At 71.1% G+C, this 15607-nt stretch carries 16 protein-coding genes; 9 read left to right on the top strand and 7 right to left on the bottom strand.

Annotated features, from left to right (window positions below; translation table 11 throughout):
* Positions 1–9 precede the first annotated feature (9 nt).
* The 4 genes from J2S22_RS18500 to J2S22_RS18515 are packed head-to-tail and all read right to left on the bottom strand — an operon-like array spanning position 10 to position 3372.
* Positions 10–735 carry an enoyl-CoA hydratase/isomerase family protein gene (locus tag J2S22_RS18500; protein WP_272774957.1) on the bottom strand — a complete coding sequence of 242 codons (726 nt, stop codon included), beginning with the start codon at positions 733–735 and terminating at the stop codon, positions 10–12.
* Positions 736–766: 31 nt separating this feature from the next.
* Positions 767–1753, bottom strand: a complete 987-nt coding sequence (locus J2S22_RS18505; protein ID WP_272774956.1) for an NAD(P)H-dependent flavin oxidoreductase — start codon at positions 1751–1753, stop codon at positions 767–769.
* A 57-nt stretch (positions 1754–1810) separates the two neighbouring features.
* Positions 1811–2776, bottom strand: coding sequence for a Bug family tripartite tricarboxylate transporter substrate binding protein (locus tag J2S22_RS18510; protein ID WP_272774955.1), 966 nt, complete (start codon positions 2774–2776; stop codon positions 1811–1813).
* 56 nt (positions 2777–2832) lie between these two features.
* Positions 2833–3372 carry a MarR family winged helix-turn-helix transcriptional regulator gene (locus J2S22_RS18515; RefSeq protein WP_272774954.1) on the bottom strand — a complete coding sequence of 180 codons (540 nt, stop codon included), beginning with the start codon at positions 3370–3372 and terminating at the stop codon, positions 2833–2835.
* A gap of 287 nt (positions 3373–3659) precedes the next feature.
* Here J2S22_RS18515 and nirK point away from each other — a divergent pair, with 287 nt between their 5' ends.
* Both nirK and J2S22_RS18525 read left to right on the top strand, forming a co-directional pair.
* Positions 3660–4772 carry a copper-containing nitrite reductase gene (gene nirK / locus J2S22_RS18520; RefSeq protein WP_272774953.1) on the top strand — a complete coding sequence of 371 codons (1113 nt, stop codon included), beginning with the start codon at positions 3660–3662 and terminating at the stop codon, positions 4770–4772.
* A 59-nt stretch (positions 4773–4831) separates the two neighbouring features.
* Complete coding sequence (locus J2S22_RS18525) at positions 4832–5710, top strand: SUMF1/EgtB/PvdO family nonheme iron enzyme (RefSeq protein WP_272774952.1); 879 nt, start codon at positions 4832–4834, stop codon at positions 5708–5710.
* A 21-nt stretch (positions 5711–5731) separates the two neighbouring features.
* On the opposite strand, the gene J2S22_RS18530 is transcribed toward J2S22_RS18525, so the two are convergent.
* Both J2S22_RS18530 and J2S22_RS18535 read right to left on the bottom strand, forming a co-directional pair.
* Complete coding sequence (locus J2S22_RS18530; protein WP_272774951.1) at positions 5732–6166, bottom strand: ArsC/Spx/MgsR family protein; 435 nt, start codon at positions 6164–6166, stop codon at positions 5732–5734.
* Positions 6167–6322: 156 nt separating this feature from the next.
* Entirely contained in the window at positions 6323–7081 is a 759-nt protein-coding gene (locus J2S22_RS18535; protein WP_272774950.1) for an outer membrane protein, read from the bottom strand.
* 288 nt (positions 7082–7369) lie between these two features.
* Between J2S22_RS18535 and J2S22_RS18540 the strand changes: the two genes are divergently transcribed.
* On the top strand, positions 7370–7846 hold the full coding sequence (locus J2S22_RS18540) for a DUF411 domain-containing protein (protein WP_272774949.1): 477 nt from the start codon (positions 7370–7372) through the stop codon (positions 7844–7846).
* 58 nt (positions 7847–7904) lie between these two features.
* Here J2S22_RS18540 and J2S22_RS18545 read toward each other — a convergent pair whose 3' ends face one another.
* On the bottom strand, positions 7905–8630 hold the full coding sequence (locus J2S22_RS18545; protein WP_272774948.1) for a GntR family transcriptional regulator: 726 nt from the start codon (positions 8628–8630) through the stop codon (positions 7905–7907).
* A 355-nt stretch (positions 8631–8985) separates the two neighbouring features.
* Between J2S22_RS18545 and J2S22_RS18550 the strand changes: the two genes are divergently transcribed.
* The 6 genes from J2S22_RS18550 to J2S22_RS18575 all read left to right on the top strand — a co-directional run bounded on the left by J2S22_RS18550 (position 8986) and on the right by J2S22_RS18575 (position 15607).
* Positions 8986–10305: a Rieske 2Fe-2S domain-containing protein gene (locus J2S22_RS18550; RefSeq protein ID WP_272774947.1), complete on the top strand. Its 1320-nt coding sequence runs from the start codon at positions 8986–8988 to the stop codon at positions 10303–10305.
* A gap of 1 nt (position 10306) precedes the next feature.
* Positions 10307–11743 carry a glutamine synthetase family protein gene (locus J2S22_RS18555; protein WP_272774946.1) on the top strand — a complete coding sequence of 479 codons (1437 nt, stop codon included), beginning with the start codon at positions 10307–10309 and terminating at the stop codon, positions 11741–11743.
* Between the two features lie 36 nt (positions 11744–11779).
* Entirely contained in the window at positions 11780–12103 is a 324-nt protein-coding gene (locus tag J2S22_RS18560; protein ID WP_272774945.1) for a 2Fe-2S iron-sulfur cluster-binding protein, read from the top strand.
* A 4-nt stretch (positions 12104–12107) separates the two neighbouring features.
* The gene (locus J2S22_RS18565) at positions 12108–13343 is read left to right on the top strand and encodes an NAD(P)/FAD-dependent oxidoreductase (protein WP_272774944.1); all 1236 of its coding nucleotides are present in this window, start codon (positions 12108–12110) and stop codon (positions 13341–13343) included.
* 137 nt (positions 13344–13480) lie between these two features.
* Positions 13481–14671 carry an ABC transporter substrate-binding protein gene (locus tag J2S22_RS18570; protein WP_272775250.1) on the top strand — a complete coding sequence of 397 codons (1191 nt, stop codon included), beginning with the start codon at positions 13481–13483 and terminating at the stop codon, positions 14669–14671.
* Between the two features lie 87 nt (positions 14672–14758).
* Positions 14759–15607, top strand: coding sequence for a branched-chain amino acid ABC transporter permease (locus tag J2S22_RS18575; protein WP_272774943.1), 849 nt, complete (start codon positions 14759–14761; stop codon positions 15605–15607).

Below are 15607 nucleotides of genomic sequence, written 5' to 3' on the forward strand. Positions count from 1 at the left end.
CGCGTCTCCTCAGCCCTTGCGGAACGCGCGCATGCGCCGGTTGGCCTCGCGGCCGGCCACCAGCGCGTCGTCGTAGGGCACGTCGAGGGCGTGATAGAAGAGCTGCTTGGTGGCCGCCATCGCGGCGCGGCTGAACGACGCCATCTGCCCGGCGAGCGCCAGGGCGACGTCCATCAGCTCGTCGCTCGGCACGACGTGATTGACGGCCCCGAGCGCCTGCGCCCTCTTGGCGTCCATTGGAGCGCCGGTCGCCACCAGCTCGAACGCGGCCTTGCGGCCGATGTTGCGCACCAGGCTGGGCAGCACGATCGCGGCGACGATGCCGTGCTTCACCTCGGGCCAGCCGAGCGTGGCGCTCTCGGCCATCACGGCGACGTCGCCGGCGAGCGCGAGGCCGGCGCCGCCGCCCATCGCGGGTCCGTTGACGGCGGTGATCACCGGCTTGGTCATCTTCGGAAAGATGCCGTGCAGCGACATGGTCAGCTCGGCGCGGCGGTCGACCAGATGCTGGTTCTCGGGCGTCAGCATCTTGAACTCGGACAGATCGGCGCCGGCGCAGAAGGCCGGCCCGGCACCGGTCAGCACCACGGCGCCGATCTCGGCGGCCGCGTCGGCGTCGCGCAGGGCCTCCAGCAGCGCCGTGGTGAGGGCGTTGTCGAGCGCGTTGCGCTTGGCCGGCCGGTTCAGGGTGATGACACGCACGGCGCCGTGCGTCTCGGTCAGGAGGTCGGGCATCGATTCGGGTCCTGCGTCGCGGTTGGCGGTGTCACGCCGGCTCCGCCATGGTGGCGGCCGACGACATCCGCGTCAGCCGGGCGATGGCGGCCTCGGTCTCGGCGACCAGCCGCCGCATCACCTCGGCGGCCGGGAGAATCTCGTGGATCAGCCCGACGGACTGGCCGACCTCGACCTTGCCGTGGGCGACGTCGCCGTCATGGGCGGCCATCTTCAGGGTGGCAGCCTCGGCCAGGGCGGCGATCTCGGCGGCCGGGCGGCCGTCCGCCTGGGCCGCGGCGACCGCCTGGGTGAACGCGTTGCGGAGCACCCGGACCGGCAGCCGTCCGCGTCCGACCAGAGTGGTGTCGTCGATCGCGGCGGCGAGGGCCCGCTCCTTGTAGGCCGGGTGGAGCCGGGCCTCGGGGGTGAGCAGGAACCGGGTGCCGAGCTGCACCCCCTCGGCGCCGAGGCTCAGCAGCGCGGCGATCCCGGCGCCGTCGGCGACGCCGCCGCCGCCGATCACCGGGACGCACACCGCGCCGACCACGGCGCGCACCACCACCAGGGTGCCGACCTCGTCGGGCGGCGGATGCCCGCCCGCCTCGGCGCCCACCGCGATCACCGCGTCGACCCCCGCCGCCTCCGCCTTGGCGGCGTGGACCGGCGAGGCGGCGACGTGCAGCCAGGTCACGCCGGCGTCCTTGACCCTTGCGATGTGCTTGCCCGGTCCGCCCTGCGAGGCGACCAGGATCGGCACCTTCTCGTCGAGCACGATCTGCAGGAAGGCGTCGGCCCGCTTGTTGTAGAGCGGCACGTTGACGGCGAACGGGGCCGCCGTGAGGTCCCGCACGCGCCGGACGGCGGCGCGCAGATCGTCCGGATACATCGGGCCGGCGGCGATCACGCCCAGCCCGCCGGCCGCCGACACGGCGGCCGGCAGCTCGGCATTGGAGGAGGCCCAGCTCATGCCGGCCTGCAGGATCGGGTAGCGGATCCCGAGCAGGTCGGTGACGCGGGTGCGGAGACACTCTCTCACGGCCGGATCCTGATCACGTGTGGAAGCCGATCACGACGGCGCCCGACGGCACGGCCGTCACAGCCGGGCGCCCGTCGCCTTGACGAGCGGGCCCCACTTGGCCTGTTCGGACTCGATGAAAGCGACGAACTCCGCGCCTGTGGTCGGCGACGGGATCGCGGCCTGGGTCTCGAACTGGCGAGCGAGCTCGTCCGACGCCAGCGCCGCCGTGGCCGCCTTGTGCAGCACCGCGGCGATCTCGGCGGGCAGCCCGCCGGGCGCGACCAGGCCGTACCAGTTGTCCGACAGCACGCCCGGATAGCCGAGCTCGGCCGTGGTCGGCACGTCCGGCAGCACCGAGGTGCGTTTCGCCGTGGTGACGGCGAGCGGCTTCACGGCACCCGCCTGGATGTGCGGCAGCAGCACCGGGATGTCGGCGATGACGAACTGCACGTGGCCGCCCAGGAGATCGTTCACGGCCGGCGCGGCGCCCCGGTAGGGAACGTGGACGACGTCGATCCGGGCCTGGTCGCGCAGCAGCTCGCCGGCCAGATGGGTGATGCTGCCGACCCCGGCCGATCCGAAGTTGACGGTGCGCGGCTTCGCCCTGGCGTGGGCGACCAGCTCGGGCAGCGTGGCGACCCCGAGCGAGGGATTCACCACCAGCACCTCGGGCACCCGCGCCACCAGGGTGAGCGGCGTCAGCTCGGTCTTCCAGTCGAACGGCATCGACGCCATCATGAACGGGATGGTCGACAGCGCGGCCGCGCCGGCGAGGCAGAGCGTGTAGCCGTCCGCCGTGCTGTGGGCGGCGGCGGACAGGCCGGTGAGGCCGCCGGCGCCGGTGCGGGACTCCACCACCACCTGCTGCCCGAGCTCCGTCGACATGCCGGCCGCGAGGGCGCGGCCGAAGAGGTCGGCCGGGCCGCCGGCCGCGAAGGTGACGATCAGCCGGATGGGCTTGGCCGGGTAGGGCTGGGCCGCCGCCGCGCGCGGCAGCAGCCCGCTCGCCGCGAGCGCGGCGAGGAACGTGCGTCGATCCATGTCGTCGCCTCCTCCGAGTGCGTTTCCTGTCGGGTCTTTGCTGTTGGCGCGGCGCTTCAGCGATCGCGCGGTCGTGTCGTCGATTTCGTCCGGGCATCCCGGCGTGCGCCCGACAGCGTGCGCTCCTCGCGCACGAAGTCGCGGGCCTGGTCGCCCAGCGTGACGAGGATGCGCTCCAGGCAGGCCCGCTCCTCCTCGGAGAGGCGCTGCGCCAGGCGCTCGTTGCGCTCGCGCGCCGCCCGCATCAGGCCGGCATAGAGCTGCCGGCCGGGCACCGTCAGGGTCAGGCGGACGCCGCGGCCGTCGCGGGCGTCCACCTCGCGCAGGATGAAGCCGCGCGCCGTCAGCCCGGAGACGACCCGGCTGATCTGGCTCTTGTCCAGGCCGGCCGCCTTGGCGAGCTCGTTGAGCGAGAGCGGCGCGTAGGCGCCGAGCAGCGCGACGGTGCGCCACTCCCAAAGGCTGACGCCGAACTCGCGCTTGTAGCGCATCGCGGCGCCGCGGGAGAGCAGGTTGGCGACCTGGTGCAGCCGGTAGGAGAGCAGGTCCTTGATGGCCGGCTCGCGGTCCGCTCCGACGGGCGGCGCGACGGTCATGGATCTGGGCTTCGCTCGGCTCACGGGCTCATCGTCCAGGCAACGGGGCACGGTCAGGATGGTTGAGAGTGTTAACTAGATAGTGGATCATGTCAACTATCACCGCCTCGCCCATTTCAACGCGGGCCGACCGGACCCCGTCCGCTGTTTGCGGAACCGCAAGCAACCGCAGGGTCGCGGGGTGGCCGGGCCGGATGATTGCCGTATCGCAACGAAGCGGCGCGACCCCGCTCCTAGCCTGGGGCCACTGGATCACAGCAAGGCCGTAACAGCGAAGGAGGGGTCCGATGACCCGAAGGTCCGTACTGATGGGCGCCGCCGTGGCCGCGCTCCTGGCCGCCGCTCCCGCCCTCGCGGCGAGCCCCGATCTCCCCCGCAAGACCGTCGATCTGGTGGCTCCGCCCTTCGTCCACCCGCATCAGCAGGCCACCCGGGAGGGGCCGGCGATCGTCGCGTTCAAGATGGTGATCGAGGAGAAGGAGGTGGTGATCGACGAGGCGGGGACCAAGTTCCGCGCCATGACGTTCAACGGCACCATGCCCGGGCCCATGATGGTGGTGCACGAGGGCGATTACGTCGAGCTGACGCTGGTCAATCCCGACACCAACACGATGCCGCACAACATCGACTTCCACGCGGCCACCGGCGCGCTGGGCGGCGGGGCGCTCACCCACGTCAATCCGGGCGAGCAGGTGGTGCTGCGCTTCAAGGCGACCCGCACGGGCGCGTTCGTCTATCACTGCGCGCCCGAGGGCATGATCCCCTGGCACGTCGTCTCCGGCATGTCCGGCACCCTGATGGTGCTGCCGCGCAACGGCCTGAAGGACCGCGACGGCAAGCCGCTGCGCTACGACCGCATCTACTATGTCGGCGAGAACGATCTCTATGTGCCGCGCGACGAGACCGGCAAGTACAAGACCTACGAGTCGCTCGCCGAGTCCTACTCCGACACGACCGAGGTGATGCGCAAGCTGATCCCGACGCATGTGGTGTTCAACGGAAAGGTCGGCGCGCTCACCGGTGCGAACGCGATGACCGCCAAGGTCGGCGAGACCGTGATGATCGTCCACTCGCAGGCCAACCGCGATACCCGCCCGCACCTGATCGGCGGTCACGGCGACTACGTCTGGGAGACCGGCAAGTTCGCCAACCCGCCGGAGAAGAACCTGGAGACCTGGTTCGTGCGCGGCGGCTCGGCCGGGGCGGCGCTCTACACGTTCCTGCAGCCCGGCATCTACGCCTACGTGAACCACAATCTTATCGAGGCGGTCGAGCTCGGCGCCACGGCGCATTTCAAGGTCGAGGGCACCTGGAACGACGACCTGATGACCCAGGTGTCGCCGCCCGGCCCGATCACGCCCGGCAAGGTGGGAGCCGCCGGGACGTCGGTGGTGAAGTGAGCCGATGACGTGATCCGGCCCGCGGCGTCGCGGGCCGGCCCGGATCGGGAGGGGTCGTCATGCTGATCGCCTCGGGCCTGAAGATCGCCGTCGCCGCCCTGGTCGCCGGTCCGCTGGCGGTCGGCGGCGTCGCGCTGCTGACTCCGATAGCGCCGCCGCCGCTGCCGCACGCCGTGGTGACGCTCGCCCCCGGCGCGTTCGCGTACCGTCTCGCCGGCGACTTCTCGACGGCCGGCCGGCCGGTGGCCGCGCCCCGGCGGCAGCTGCGGCAGGATCGCCCGCTGGCGATCATGACCCGGCAGGTCACCGCGGCCGAGTATGCGTCGTGCGTCGAGGCGGGTGCATGCCCGCGCATTCCCCAGGCCGTACCGACGGCCGACCGTCCGGTCGTCGGCGTGAGCTTCCGAGACGCTCTCGCCTATGCCGACTGGATCACGCGACAGACCGGGGTGGTGCACCGGCTGCCGACCGACGCCGAATGGGTGTTCGCCGCCGCCGAGAAGGCGAGCGACGAGGCGCTGCCGGTGGTCGATGCCGCCGATCCGGCGAAGGCCTGGCTGGCCCGCTACGAGACCGAGTCGGCACGCGAGCGTCCGCCGATCGCACCGCAGCCGGTCGGCACCTTCGGGGCCAACGCGAACGGCCTCGTCGACCTCGCCGGCAATGTCTGGGAGTGGACCGCCACCTGCTTCGAGCGGGCCGAGCTCGCGCCGTCCGGCGCGGTGCGGCCGGTGACCACCAATTGCGGCGTGCGCGTCGTCCAGGGCGAGCACCGCACCTACATGACGGACTTCATCCGCGATCCGCGCACCGGCGGCTGCGCGGCTGGGGTGCCGCCCGCCAATCTCGGCTTCCGGCTGGTGGTCGAGACGGCGCTGGCCGACCGTCTGCGGGCCGCACTGGAGCGCACCGCCCGCCGGCTGCTCGGACCGGGCTGAGGCGCCGCGCCATCCGCACGCTCACGCCTCGCCGGCTGCACGGCAGGCGATCGCGTGCGACGGGTCGTCCTTCGGGCACTGATCGGTCACCGGGCGCTCGGTCGGCGCGAGGCCGATCCAGGCGTCGACGGCGGCCTGGTCGAAGCCGGCCTCGCGGCGCGTGCCGACCTGCATCAGCGGCCGGCGGATCAGGAGCGGATCGGCGACCATCAGGGCGAGCGCGGCGTCGGGCGTCGCCCCGGCGGGATCGATCTCGCCGGACTTCACCCGCGGCGCGGCGGGATTGAACCATTCGGTGACCGGCCGATCGCCGAAGAAGGGCCGCAGCCGCTCCGCCGTCCACGGCTCGGCGGTGAGGTCGCGCACCTCGAGCGCGTGGCCGGAGGCGCGCAGGAGCGCCTTCTGGCGCGCATTACCGGCGCAGCCGGGCTTCTCCCAGAACACTACGGTGACCATGGTCGCAAACCCTCCATCCGGGCCTCGTCGGACGGCAGGGAAGCAAGCGTCGGGCCGGCGTTCCGACAACGACGAAGGGCTCCGAGGAAACCTCGGAGCCCTTGCCGTTCGCCTGCGCGGCCTCGCTGGGACTTCGGCCCGGAGGGTCGGGACGGCTCAGTACCTCGCCATCACCGGCGCGCCGTAGCCGCCGAAGCGATAGTTGAGGCCCACCTTGGCGGTGTGGATGCCGCTGTTCTCGGTATCCCAGTTCTGGCCGAACGCGCCCACGGTCTGGGTGTTGTCGACGCCGATGTACATGTACTCGGCCTTGACGCTCCAGTTCATGTCGAAGGCCCACTCGACGCCGCCGCCGACCGTCCAGGTCGCCTGGGTCTCGCTGACCGAGGCGATGAAGAGCGGGTTGGCGATGGTGTTCTCGACATTGACGAAGGCGACGCCGCCCTTGGCGTAGACGAGAGCGCGGCCCCACGAATAGCCGAGCCGGCCCGTGATCATGCCGTACCAGTCGCCGACCTTGGTCGAGGACACGACCGTGCCGGGCACGAACGAAACCGGATCGTAGGCGGAGCCGGACATGCTGAGATAGCCGATCTCGCCCTCGAGGCCGAGCACGAAGGGCGAGCCGATCGGCTGCCAGTTGCAGCCCGCCGTGCCGCCGCCGATGAAGCTCGAGTCGGTCTTGTAGCCCCAGGCGCCGGTCGGAGCGTAAGCGCCGTTGAGGTCGGTGGCGACCGTGCTGTCGGCGTTCCAGGCGCCGCCGACGAAGCCGCCGATGTAGCAGCCGGTCCACGAGAACACCGGCGCCATCACGGGCGGCGGCGCCTTCATGGGCATGCGGGCCGACAGGTCGGCGGCGCTCGCGGTGCCGATCGCCATGATGGTCGCGGCCGCAGCCAGCAGGATCTTCTTCATTGGTCCATCCCCTCGCGTTCTTTGATGCCCCCAATGTGACTCGAACAGGCTGAAAATTGGTGTCGAATCTGCAACACCCCGGGCCAACCCCAGGCGTAGTTAATGAAGCCTTAACAAGAGGTTGGGGAGGTTTCGACGGGCCCGGCGGTACGGCGCGCGACGCCGTTCCGTAGTCGTCCGGAGCCGCGCCGCTGTTCCCCCCGCGCCGGGTCCGGTGCAGCATGGGCGGCGCGCGTGCGAGACGACGACAAAGACAAAGACTGACGACAGAGACCGGAGACGACCCGCATGGCCATCACCATCCCGCTGACCCGACGCGCCTTCGGACCGGCACTCGCGGCCGGGCTCGCCGGGCTCGCCGGCGCGGCCTCCGCCCAGGTCCGGCCGGCCGTGACGGTCCACAAGGACGCGGCCTGCGGTTGCTGCACCGGCTGGGCCCGGCATCTCGAGCGCGCCGGCTTCCGTGTGCGGCTGGTCGACGTCGACGACCTCGTCGGCCTCAAGGCGCGGCTCGGCGTGCCGGCGGATCTGCAGAGCTGCCACACCGCCGAGATCGGCGGCTTCCTGGTCGAGGGCCACGTGCCGGCGGCGGCGGTCGAGCGCCTGCTCGCCGAGGCGCCGGCCGCCCGCGGCCTCGCGGTGCCCGGCATGCCGGTCGGCTCGCCCGGCATGGAGGGCGGCCCGCCGGAGACCTACGAGGTCGTGCTGTTCGGTCCGGCCGGCCGGCGGACCTTCGCCCGCTTCCGCGGCACCACCGTGCTGTGATCCGCGGACCGGCCCGCCTGCCGGGCCCTCCGCCGCATCGGGCCGTCGGGGTTCGCTCTCAGCGGCCGGCGAGAAGCCGCATCGCCGGCATCAGCCCCATGGTCTCGCCCGCCTTCTCGTAGGCGTGGCGGAGATTCATGCGCGCGACCTCGACGTGCTCGATGGCCAGCGCCTGGGCGCGCGTGCCCTCCCGCCGCTCCATTGCATGCAACATCGCGTGGTGCTGGTTGTGCGTGATCAGCAGCCACTGGCGGCCGTCGCCCGTGGAGGAGTGCATCGGCAGCGTGGCGCTGGCGGCCGCGAAGGGCAGGCGGTTGTTGAGCTCGATCGCCCGGCTGAGCGCCGCGTTGTCGGCGAACTTCACCAGCAGCTCGTGGAAGCGGTTGTTCATCTCGACATAGTCGGCATAGCCGTCGATGGTCAGCACCGGCGCGGCGAGCGCCTCGTCGCCGAGCCGAATGCAGGCGGCGAGCTCCTCGGACATCGCCCGTGTCAGGCCGTTCTCCGCCACCAGCCGGGCCGCCATGCCCTCCAGCACGCCGCGCACCGCGATCGCGTCGTCGATCTCCTTGCGGGTAAAGGCACGCATGACGTAGCCGCCGCTCGGCGACGACTGCACCAGCCCCTCCTGCTCCAGGGTCGCGAAGGCGAGCCGCACCGGTGTGCGCGAGGCGTCCAGCCGCTCGGCGATCGGGATCTCGGCCAGCCGCTCGCCGGGCCCGAACTCCCCCTTGAGAATGAGGTCCCGGAGCTGCACGAGGACCCGCGATTGTTGTGACTGCATGGCATTACATCCGAGACTCTGCCCACCGAACCGTCAAACGGCCGCATTTTCTGCACGCAGAATGCGGCAATTGCATGCACGGACGGGTTCACCGATCTACGGCCGCAGCCCGGCTGCGGTTCGGTCGCGAGCCGCGGGGCCGTGGCTCATCACGTTGATATAAAGCATAGAATTCGTCTGCCGGCGAGCTGTTTCCGAGGCGGTCCGGGCAGTCAGTCCCTGCTTATGGTTCCGGCGCCGTTCTTTATATCGGTTTGACACTGCATTCATTCCAATTACAATTGCATGCAGTCAGCGGCGAACGAAGTGGATCCGCGTTCTCCGTACCCCCGCAACGCCAGTTCGAGGTCCTCTCATGATCAGCCAGGAGCAGAACGACACGTATACGCGTGTCGGGCGCGGTACGCCGTGCGGCGAACTTCTTCGTCGTTACTGGCAGCCGGTCGCTCTCGTCGACGAGTTCGACGATCCGCGCCCCGTCCGGCCCGTCCGTTTGCTCGGCGAGAACTTCGTTCTCTTCCGCGACGAGCAGGGGCGGTTCGGCATGCTGGACCGCGACTGCCCGCATCGCGGCGCCGACCTCGCCTATGGCCGGCTGGAGGCGGGCGGCCTGCGCTGCCCGTTCCACGGCTGGCTGTTCGATGCGGCCGGCAAGTGCCTGGAGACGCCGGCCGAGCCGGTCGGCAGCAAGCTGTGCGACCGCATCCGCCAGGGCTCCTATCCGGTCGCGGTGCGCTCCGGCATCGTCTTCGCCTATATCGGCAAGGGCACGCCGCCGGCCTTCCCGGAGCTCGACTGCTTCGTCGCGCCGGAGACCCACACCTTCGCCTTCAAGGGCCTGTGGGAGTGCAACTGGCTGCAGTCGCTCGAGGTCGGCATGGACCCGGCGCACGCCTCCTTCCTGCACCGCTTCTTCGAGGACGAGGATCCGGAGGCGAGCTACGGCAAGCAGTTCCGCTCGACCTCGATCGACTCCGACCTGCCGATCACCAAGGTGCTGCGCGAGTACGACCGGCCGCAGATCTCGGTCGCCTCGGTGCCGCACGGCCTGCGGCTCACCTCGCTGCGGCCGATCGACGAGACGCAGACCCATGTCCGCGTCACCAACATCGTCTTCCCGCAGGCCTTCGTCATCCCGATGAGCCCGACCGTGACCATCACCCAGTGGCACGTGCCGGTCGACGACCACAACAACTACTGGTTCACTCTGTTCACCAGCTTCACCGAGCCGCTCGACAAGAAGACCATGCGGGAGCAGCGCCTCGCCACCTACCCGGCGCCCGACTACAAGCCGCTGCGCAACCGCTCCAACAACTGGGGCTACAATCCCGCCGAGCAGCAGGCCCAGACCTATCTGGGCATGGGCTTCGACATCAACGTCCACGACCAGTGGGCCTGCGAGAGCCAGGGGCCGATCCAGGATCGCACCCGCGAGCATCTCGGCCAGTCCGACAAGGCGATCATCGCCTATCGGCGGCTGCTCTCCGCCGAGATCGAGAAGGTCGCGGCCGGCGAGACGCCGCTGATGCATCTCGACGCCGCGCAGGCCGCGACGCTGCGCGGGCCGGTCAGCTTCGACGGGGTCGACCGGGCCGGCGACGTCGAGCGCTACTGGCGGGACGGCGACGCCCGCCGCCGGGCCGCCGCACCCTGGGGCGCCGAGGTCGAGGCCTGACATGGACGACGTCACGCGGCGGTTCGTGGCGTGGTCGAGCGCCGCCGGGGAGGCGGCCGCTCGCCTCGTCGCCGAGATCGAGAGCGGCCGCATCGAGGTGGTGCGGTTCGTCTTCGCCGACCAGCACGGCGTCCTGCGCGGCAAGGCGTTGGTCGCGCGCGAGGCGATCGGCGCGCTGACCAAGGGCGTCGCCCTGACGACGACGCTGCTCGCCAAGGACACGTCGCACCGCACCGTGTTTCCGGTGTTCACCAGCGGCGGCGGCTTCGACATGCCGCGCATGGAGGGTGCCGCCGACGTGCTGCTGATGCCGGATCCGACCACCTGGCGGATCCTGCCGTGGTCGCCGAAGAGCGCCTGGGTCCTGTGCGACCTGCGCTTTCCGGACGGCGCCGATGTGCCGTTCTGCACCCGCTCGATGGCGCGCCGCGCGCTCGCCGGCTTCGACGCCCACGCCTGCACGCTGACGGCCGGGCTGGAGGTCGAGTTCCACGTCTTCCGGGTGGTCGACCCGGCGATGCGGCTTCACCAGTCCGGCCTGCCCGGCGCCCCGCCCGAGGTGGAGCTGCTCAGCCACGGCGGCGAGTATCTGACCGAGATCACCTACGACCGCGTCGAGCCGGTGGTCGAGCTGCTGCGCAGCGGCGTCCAGGGCCTCGGCCTGCCGCTGCGCTCCATGGAGGTGGAGTTCGGGCCGAGCCAGCTCGAGTTCACCTTCGCGCCGACCCAGGGGATCGAGACCGCCGACAACATGATCTTCTTCCGCACCGCCGTGAAGGAGATTTGCCGCCGCAACGGCCTGCACGCGACGTTCATGTGCCGGCCGAAGATCCCGAACGTCGCGTCGAGCGGCTGGCACATGCACCAGTCGCTCACCGGCCGCGACGGCCGCAACCTGTTCGTGCCGGATCGTCCAGGCGAGGATCTGTCGCCGATCGGCCGGCATTATCTCGCGGGGCTGCTGGCCCATGCGCGCGGCGCGGCGGCGCTCGCCGCCCCGACCATCAACGCCTATCGGCGCTATCGCGCCTACTCGCTGGCGCCCGACCGCGCCGTGTGGGGGCGCGACAATCGCGGCGCCATGATCCGGATGATCGGCGGCTTCGGCGATCCGGCGACCCGGCTGGAGAACCGCGTCGGCGAGCCCGCCGCCAACCCGTATCTCTATCTGACCGCGCAGGCGCTCTCCGGTCTCGACGGCATCACCCGCGAGCTCGAGCCGGGACCGGCGGCCGACGTGCCCTACGAGACGCCGGCGCCGCCCCTGCCGCACAGCCTCGGCGAGGCGCTCGCCGCCCTGAAGGCGGACACGATCTTCGCCAAGGATCTCGGCGACGGCTTCGTCGACTACTTCACCCACATCAAGGAGGCGGAGATCCGCCGCTTCGAGACGGAGGTCAGCGAGTGGGAGCAGCGTGAGTATTTCGATCTGTTCTGACGCCCGCTCCCTCGCGATCACCTCGGGACACGCCGCATGACCGACGTCACCTTCATCCTGCGCGACGGCAGCCGCCGCACCCTCGACATCGCCGAGGGCACGTCGGTGATGCAGGCCGCCGTGATGGAAAACCTGAAAGGCATCGACGGGGAGTGCGGCGGCTGCCTGTCCTGCGCCACCTGCCACGTCTATGTCGAGGCCATCGGGACGGGCGCGCTGCCGCCCATGGACGAGGAGGAGAACGCGCTGCTCGACGGCGTCGCCGCCGAGCGCCGCCCCGAGAGCCGCCTCTCCTGTCAGATTCTCGCGACCCCCGGCCTGTCCGGCCTCGTGCTGCGCGTCCCCGAGCGGCAGGTGTGACGCCATGACGGACCGTCTCGTCGTCGTCGGGGCCTCGCACGCCGGATGCCGGCTCGCCTTCGCGGCGCGCGAGCTCGGCTTCGCCGGCGAGATCGTGCTGATCGGCGCCGAGCCGACGCCGCCCTATCAGCGGCCGCCGCTCTCCAAGGGCTATCTGAAAGGCGCGACGCCGCTCGCCGCAATCCTGCTGAAGTCGGAGGCCGCGTTCCACGAGGCCGGCATCGCGTTGCGGCTCGGAACCCCCGTCACGGCGATCGACCGGACCGCCCGGACCGTGGCGCTGGCGAGCGGCGGGGCGATCGCCTGGTCGCGGCTGGCGCTGACCACCGGGGCGCGGGTGCGCCGGCTCGCGGTGCCGGGCGCCGATCTCGCCGGTGTCTTTCACATGCGCGACCTCGCCGACGCGGACGCGCTCGGCGCGGCGCTGCCCGGTGCGGCCCGCGCCGTGGTGGTCGGCGGCGGCTTCATCGGCCTCGAGGCGGCGGCGGTGCTGCGCGGGCTCGGTCTCGCCGTGACGGTGCTGGAGGCGGCCGACCGGCTGGCGCCCCGCGCCTTCCCGCCGCTCCTCTCCGCCTGGCTGAAGACGCTGCACGAGAGCCGCGGCGTCGACGTCCGGCTCGGTGCGCAGCTGCGCGAGATCGTCGGGCGCGACGGCCGTGTCGCCGCAGCCGGCCTCGCCGACGGACACGAGATCGCCTGCGATCTCGTCGTGGTCGGCATCGGCGTGGTGCCGGCCGACGATCTCGCCCGCGACGCCGGGCTCGCGGTCGACCGCGGCATTCTGGTCGACGCGCACGGCCTCACCAGCGACCCCGCGATCGCCGCCGCCGGCGACTGCGCGCGCCATCCGAACCCCTGGGCGGCGACGCCGGGCGCGCCGACCCTTCTCGAATCCGTGCAGAACGCCCATGATCAGGCCCGCGTGGCGGCCGCCGCGCTCGTCGGCCGGCCGATCGTGCACGACGCCGTCCCCTGGTTCTGGTCGGATCAGTACGACACGCGGATCCAGATGGCAGGGCTCTCGCATCCCGACGACGAGATCGTGCTGCGCGGCGATCCGGCGGCGGGCAGGTTCTCGCTCCTGCATCTGCGCGACGGCCGGCTCGCCGCGGTGGATTCGGTCGGCTGGCCGCAGGATCACATGGCGGCACGGCGATTGCTTATCGATCGTCCGGCGATCGATCCCGAGCGCGCCGGCCGTCACGACGGAGGTCTCGCCGATCTGTGTCGGATCGGGTGAAAGCGGCGCGAGCCGAACCTTAGAGAGCGGCGTCGGCCGCCGATGCGAGGAAGACGCGTTCGGGAGACACTGACCGGTAAACCACCCCACCGCCCACCCCCGCGGGTGCGGGGCTTCGAACGGGAGTCTCGACCTTGATGAAGTTCAGCCTGATCGCCGGCACCGTGCCGGCCGCCGTCGCCGCGGCCGCCATGATCGCCACGACCGCCGTCAGCCCGGCCGCCGAGCCGCCGATCAAGATCGGCGTGATCGCCTCCTACTCCGGCCCCTATGCCGACTACGGCCGGCAGTTCGACGACGGCATCGCGCTGTGGCTCTCCGAGCACGGCGGCAAGCTCGCCGGACGCCCGGTCGAGATCATCAAGAAGGACGCGCCCGGCGCCCAGCCCGACCTCGCCAAGCGGCTCGCCCAGGAGCTGGTGGTGAAGGACAAGGTGAACTTCTTCGCCGGGCTCGACTTCAGCCCCAACGCCTATGCGGTCGGCGCCGTCGCCAAGGAGGCGAAGATCCCGGCGATCGTGATGAACGCCTCGTCCTCGGCCATCACGACGCAGTCGCCCTTCGTCGCCCGCGTCTCCTTCACGGTGCAACAGGTGTCGGACCCGATGGCCCGCTGGGCCGTGAAGAACGGCATCACCAAGGTCTACACGGTCGTGTCCGACTACGGACCCGGCGCCGATTCGGAGACCGCCTTCGAGAAGGCGTTCACGGCCGCCGGCGGCACCGTGGTCGGCAAGGTGCGCACGCCACTCTCCAACCCCGACTTCTCGGCCTATGTTCAGCGCATCAAGGACGAGAAGCCGCAGGCCGTGTTCTTCTTCTTCCCGTCCGGCGTGCTGCCGCCCGCCTTCCTGAAGGCCGCCAAGGAGCGCGGCCTCGACGAGGCCGGCATCAAGCTGATCGCCACCGGCGAGGCGACCGACGACAGCTATCTCGAGGCGACCGGCGACGTCGCCCTCGGCCTGATCACGTCGCACCACTACTCCTACGGTCACGCCTCCGAGAAGAACAAGAAGTTCATCGAGGGCATCCATCGCGTCTCGGGCAAGACGCTGCGGCCGAGCTACTTCGCGGTCGCCGCCTATGACGGCATGCAGGCGCTCGACCTGGCGCTCGCCAAGACCGGCGGCAGCCTCGACGGCACCAAGGTGATGGAGGCGCTCAAGGGCCTCGCCTTCGAGAGCCCGCGCGGCCCGATCGAGATCGACGCGGCGACCCGCGACATCGTCCAGACCGTCTACATCCGCAAGACCGAGAAAGTGAACGGCGAGCTCGTCAATGTCGAGTTCGACAAGTTCGAGAAGGTGAAGGATCCTGCCAAGCAGTAGCGCGCGCACGCGACCCGGCCCCGGTGCCCCGCCCTCCGGCGGAGCGCCGGGCCGGGCGGACGCAGCCCCCACCGGCAGGAGACCGCCATGACCGTCGTGTTCGACGGAATAGCCTCGGGCATGCTGTTGTTCCTGATCGCCGTCGGCCTGTCGGTCACGCTCGGCCTCATGAACTTCGTCAACCTCGCCCACGGCGTCTTCGCCATGCTGGGCGGCTATGTCTGCGTGGTGGCGACGGGGCGTTACGGCGTGCCGTTCCTGGTCGCCGTGCCGCTCGCCGCGCTCGCCGCCGCGGCGGCCGGCGCCGTGCTGGAGCGCACGCTGTTCCGCCGCCTCTACGGCGCGACCCAGCTCGACCAGGTGCTGTTCACCATCGGCGTCGTGTTCGTGGCGATGGCGGCGGCGCGCTGGGGCTTCGGGCCGCAGCAGCAGCCGATCCGCCTGCCCTCCTGGCTGCAGGGGCAGGTGACGATCGCCGGCGTCGACATCGGTCTCTATCGCGCCTTCCTGGTGGTGCTCGGCCTTCTCGTCGCCTTCGGCCTGCACCGGACGATCGGGGTCACCCGGTTCGGCGCGCGGCTGCGCGCTGCCGTCGACAAGCCCGCCGTCGCGCGCGGCATGGGCATCGACGTCGACCGCGTGTTCGTGATCACGTTCGCGATCGGCTCCGGCCTCGCCGGGCTCGGCGGCGCCGTCGGGGTCGAGCTGCTCGGCCTCGATCCGAGCTTCCCGCTGCGCTATCTGGTCTACTTCCTGATCGTCGTCGCGGTCGGCGGCAGCGGCAGCATCGGCGGCTCGCTCCTCGCCGCGGTGCTGATCGGCGTCTGCGACGTCGCCGGAAAATACTGGGTGCCGCAGGTCGGCGCCTTCATCATCTACACCGTGATGGTGGTGATGCTGATCGTCCGGCCGCAGGGCCTGTTCGGAACGCGATGA

The organism is Rhodoplanes tepidamans (genome assembly GCF_030813915.1).
In the GTDB taxonomy this organism is placed as follows: domain Bacteria; phylum Pseudomonadota; class Alphaproteobacteria; order Rhizobiales; family Xanthobacteraceae; genus Rhodoplanes; species Rhodoplanes tepidamans.

Coding starts and splice junctions, on each gene's coding strand:
- J2S22_RS18550 (WP_272774947.1), top strand. CDS start 8,986: ATGATCAGCCAGGAGCAGAACGACACGTATACGCGTGTCGGGCGCGGT.
- J2S22_RS18575 (WP_272774943.1), top strand. CDS start 14,759: ATGACCGTCGTGTTCGACGGAATAGCCTCGGGCATGCTGTTGTTCCTG.
- J2S22_RS18570 (WP_272775250.1), top strand. CDS start 13,481: ATGAAGTTCAGCCTGATCGCCGGCACCGTGCCGGCCGCCGTCGCCGCG.
- J2S22_RS18560 (WP_272774945.1), top strand. CDS start 11,780: ATGACCGACGTCACCTTCATCCTGCGCGACGGCAGCCGCCGCACCCTC.
- J2S22_RS18500 (WP_272774957.1), bottom strand. CDS start 735: ATGCCCGACCTCCTGACCGAGACGCACGGCGCCGTGCGTGTCATCACC.
- nirK (WP_272774953.1), top strand. CDS start 3,660: ATGACCCGAAGGTCCGTACTGATGGGCGCCGCCGTGGCCGCGCTCCTG.
- J2S22_RS18515 (WP_272774954.1), bottom strand. CDS start 3,372: ATGACCGTCGCGCCGCCCGTCGGAGCGGACCGCGAGCCGGCCATCAAG.
- J2S22_RS18540 (WP_272774949.1), top strand. CDS start 7,370: ATGGCCATCACCATCCCGCTGACCCGACGCGCCTTCGGACCGGCACTC.
- J2S22_RS18535 (WP_272774950.1), bottom strand. CDS start 7,081: ATGAAGAAGATCCTGCTGGCTGCGGCCGCGACCATCATGGCGATCGGC.
- J2S22_RS18525 (WP_272774952.1), top strand. CDS start 4,832: ATGCTGATCGCCTCGGGCCTGAAGATCGCCGTCGCCGCCCTGGTCGCC.
- J2S22_RS18545 (WP_272774948.1), bottom strand. CDS start 8,630: ATGCAGTCACAACAATCGCGGGTCCTCGTGCAGCTCCGGGACCTCATT.
- J2S22_RS18510 (WP_272774955.1), bottom strand. CDS start 2,776: ATGGATCGACGCACGTTCCTCGCCGCGCTCGCGGCGAGCGGGCTGCTG.
- J2S22_RS18565 (WP_272774944.1), top strand. CDS start 12,108: ATGACGGACCGTCTCGTCGTCGTCGGGGCCTCGCACGCCGGATGCCGG.
- J2S22_RS18555 (WP_272774946.1), top strand. CDS start 10,307: ATGGACGACGTCACGCGGCGGTTCGTGGCGTGGTCGAGCGCCGCCGGG.
- J2S22_RS18530 (WP_272774951.1), bottom strand. CDS start 6,166: ATGGTCACCGTAGTGTTCTGGGAGAAGCCCGGCTGCGCCGGTAATGCG.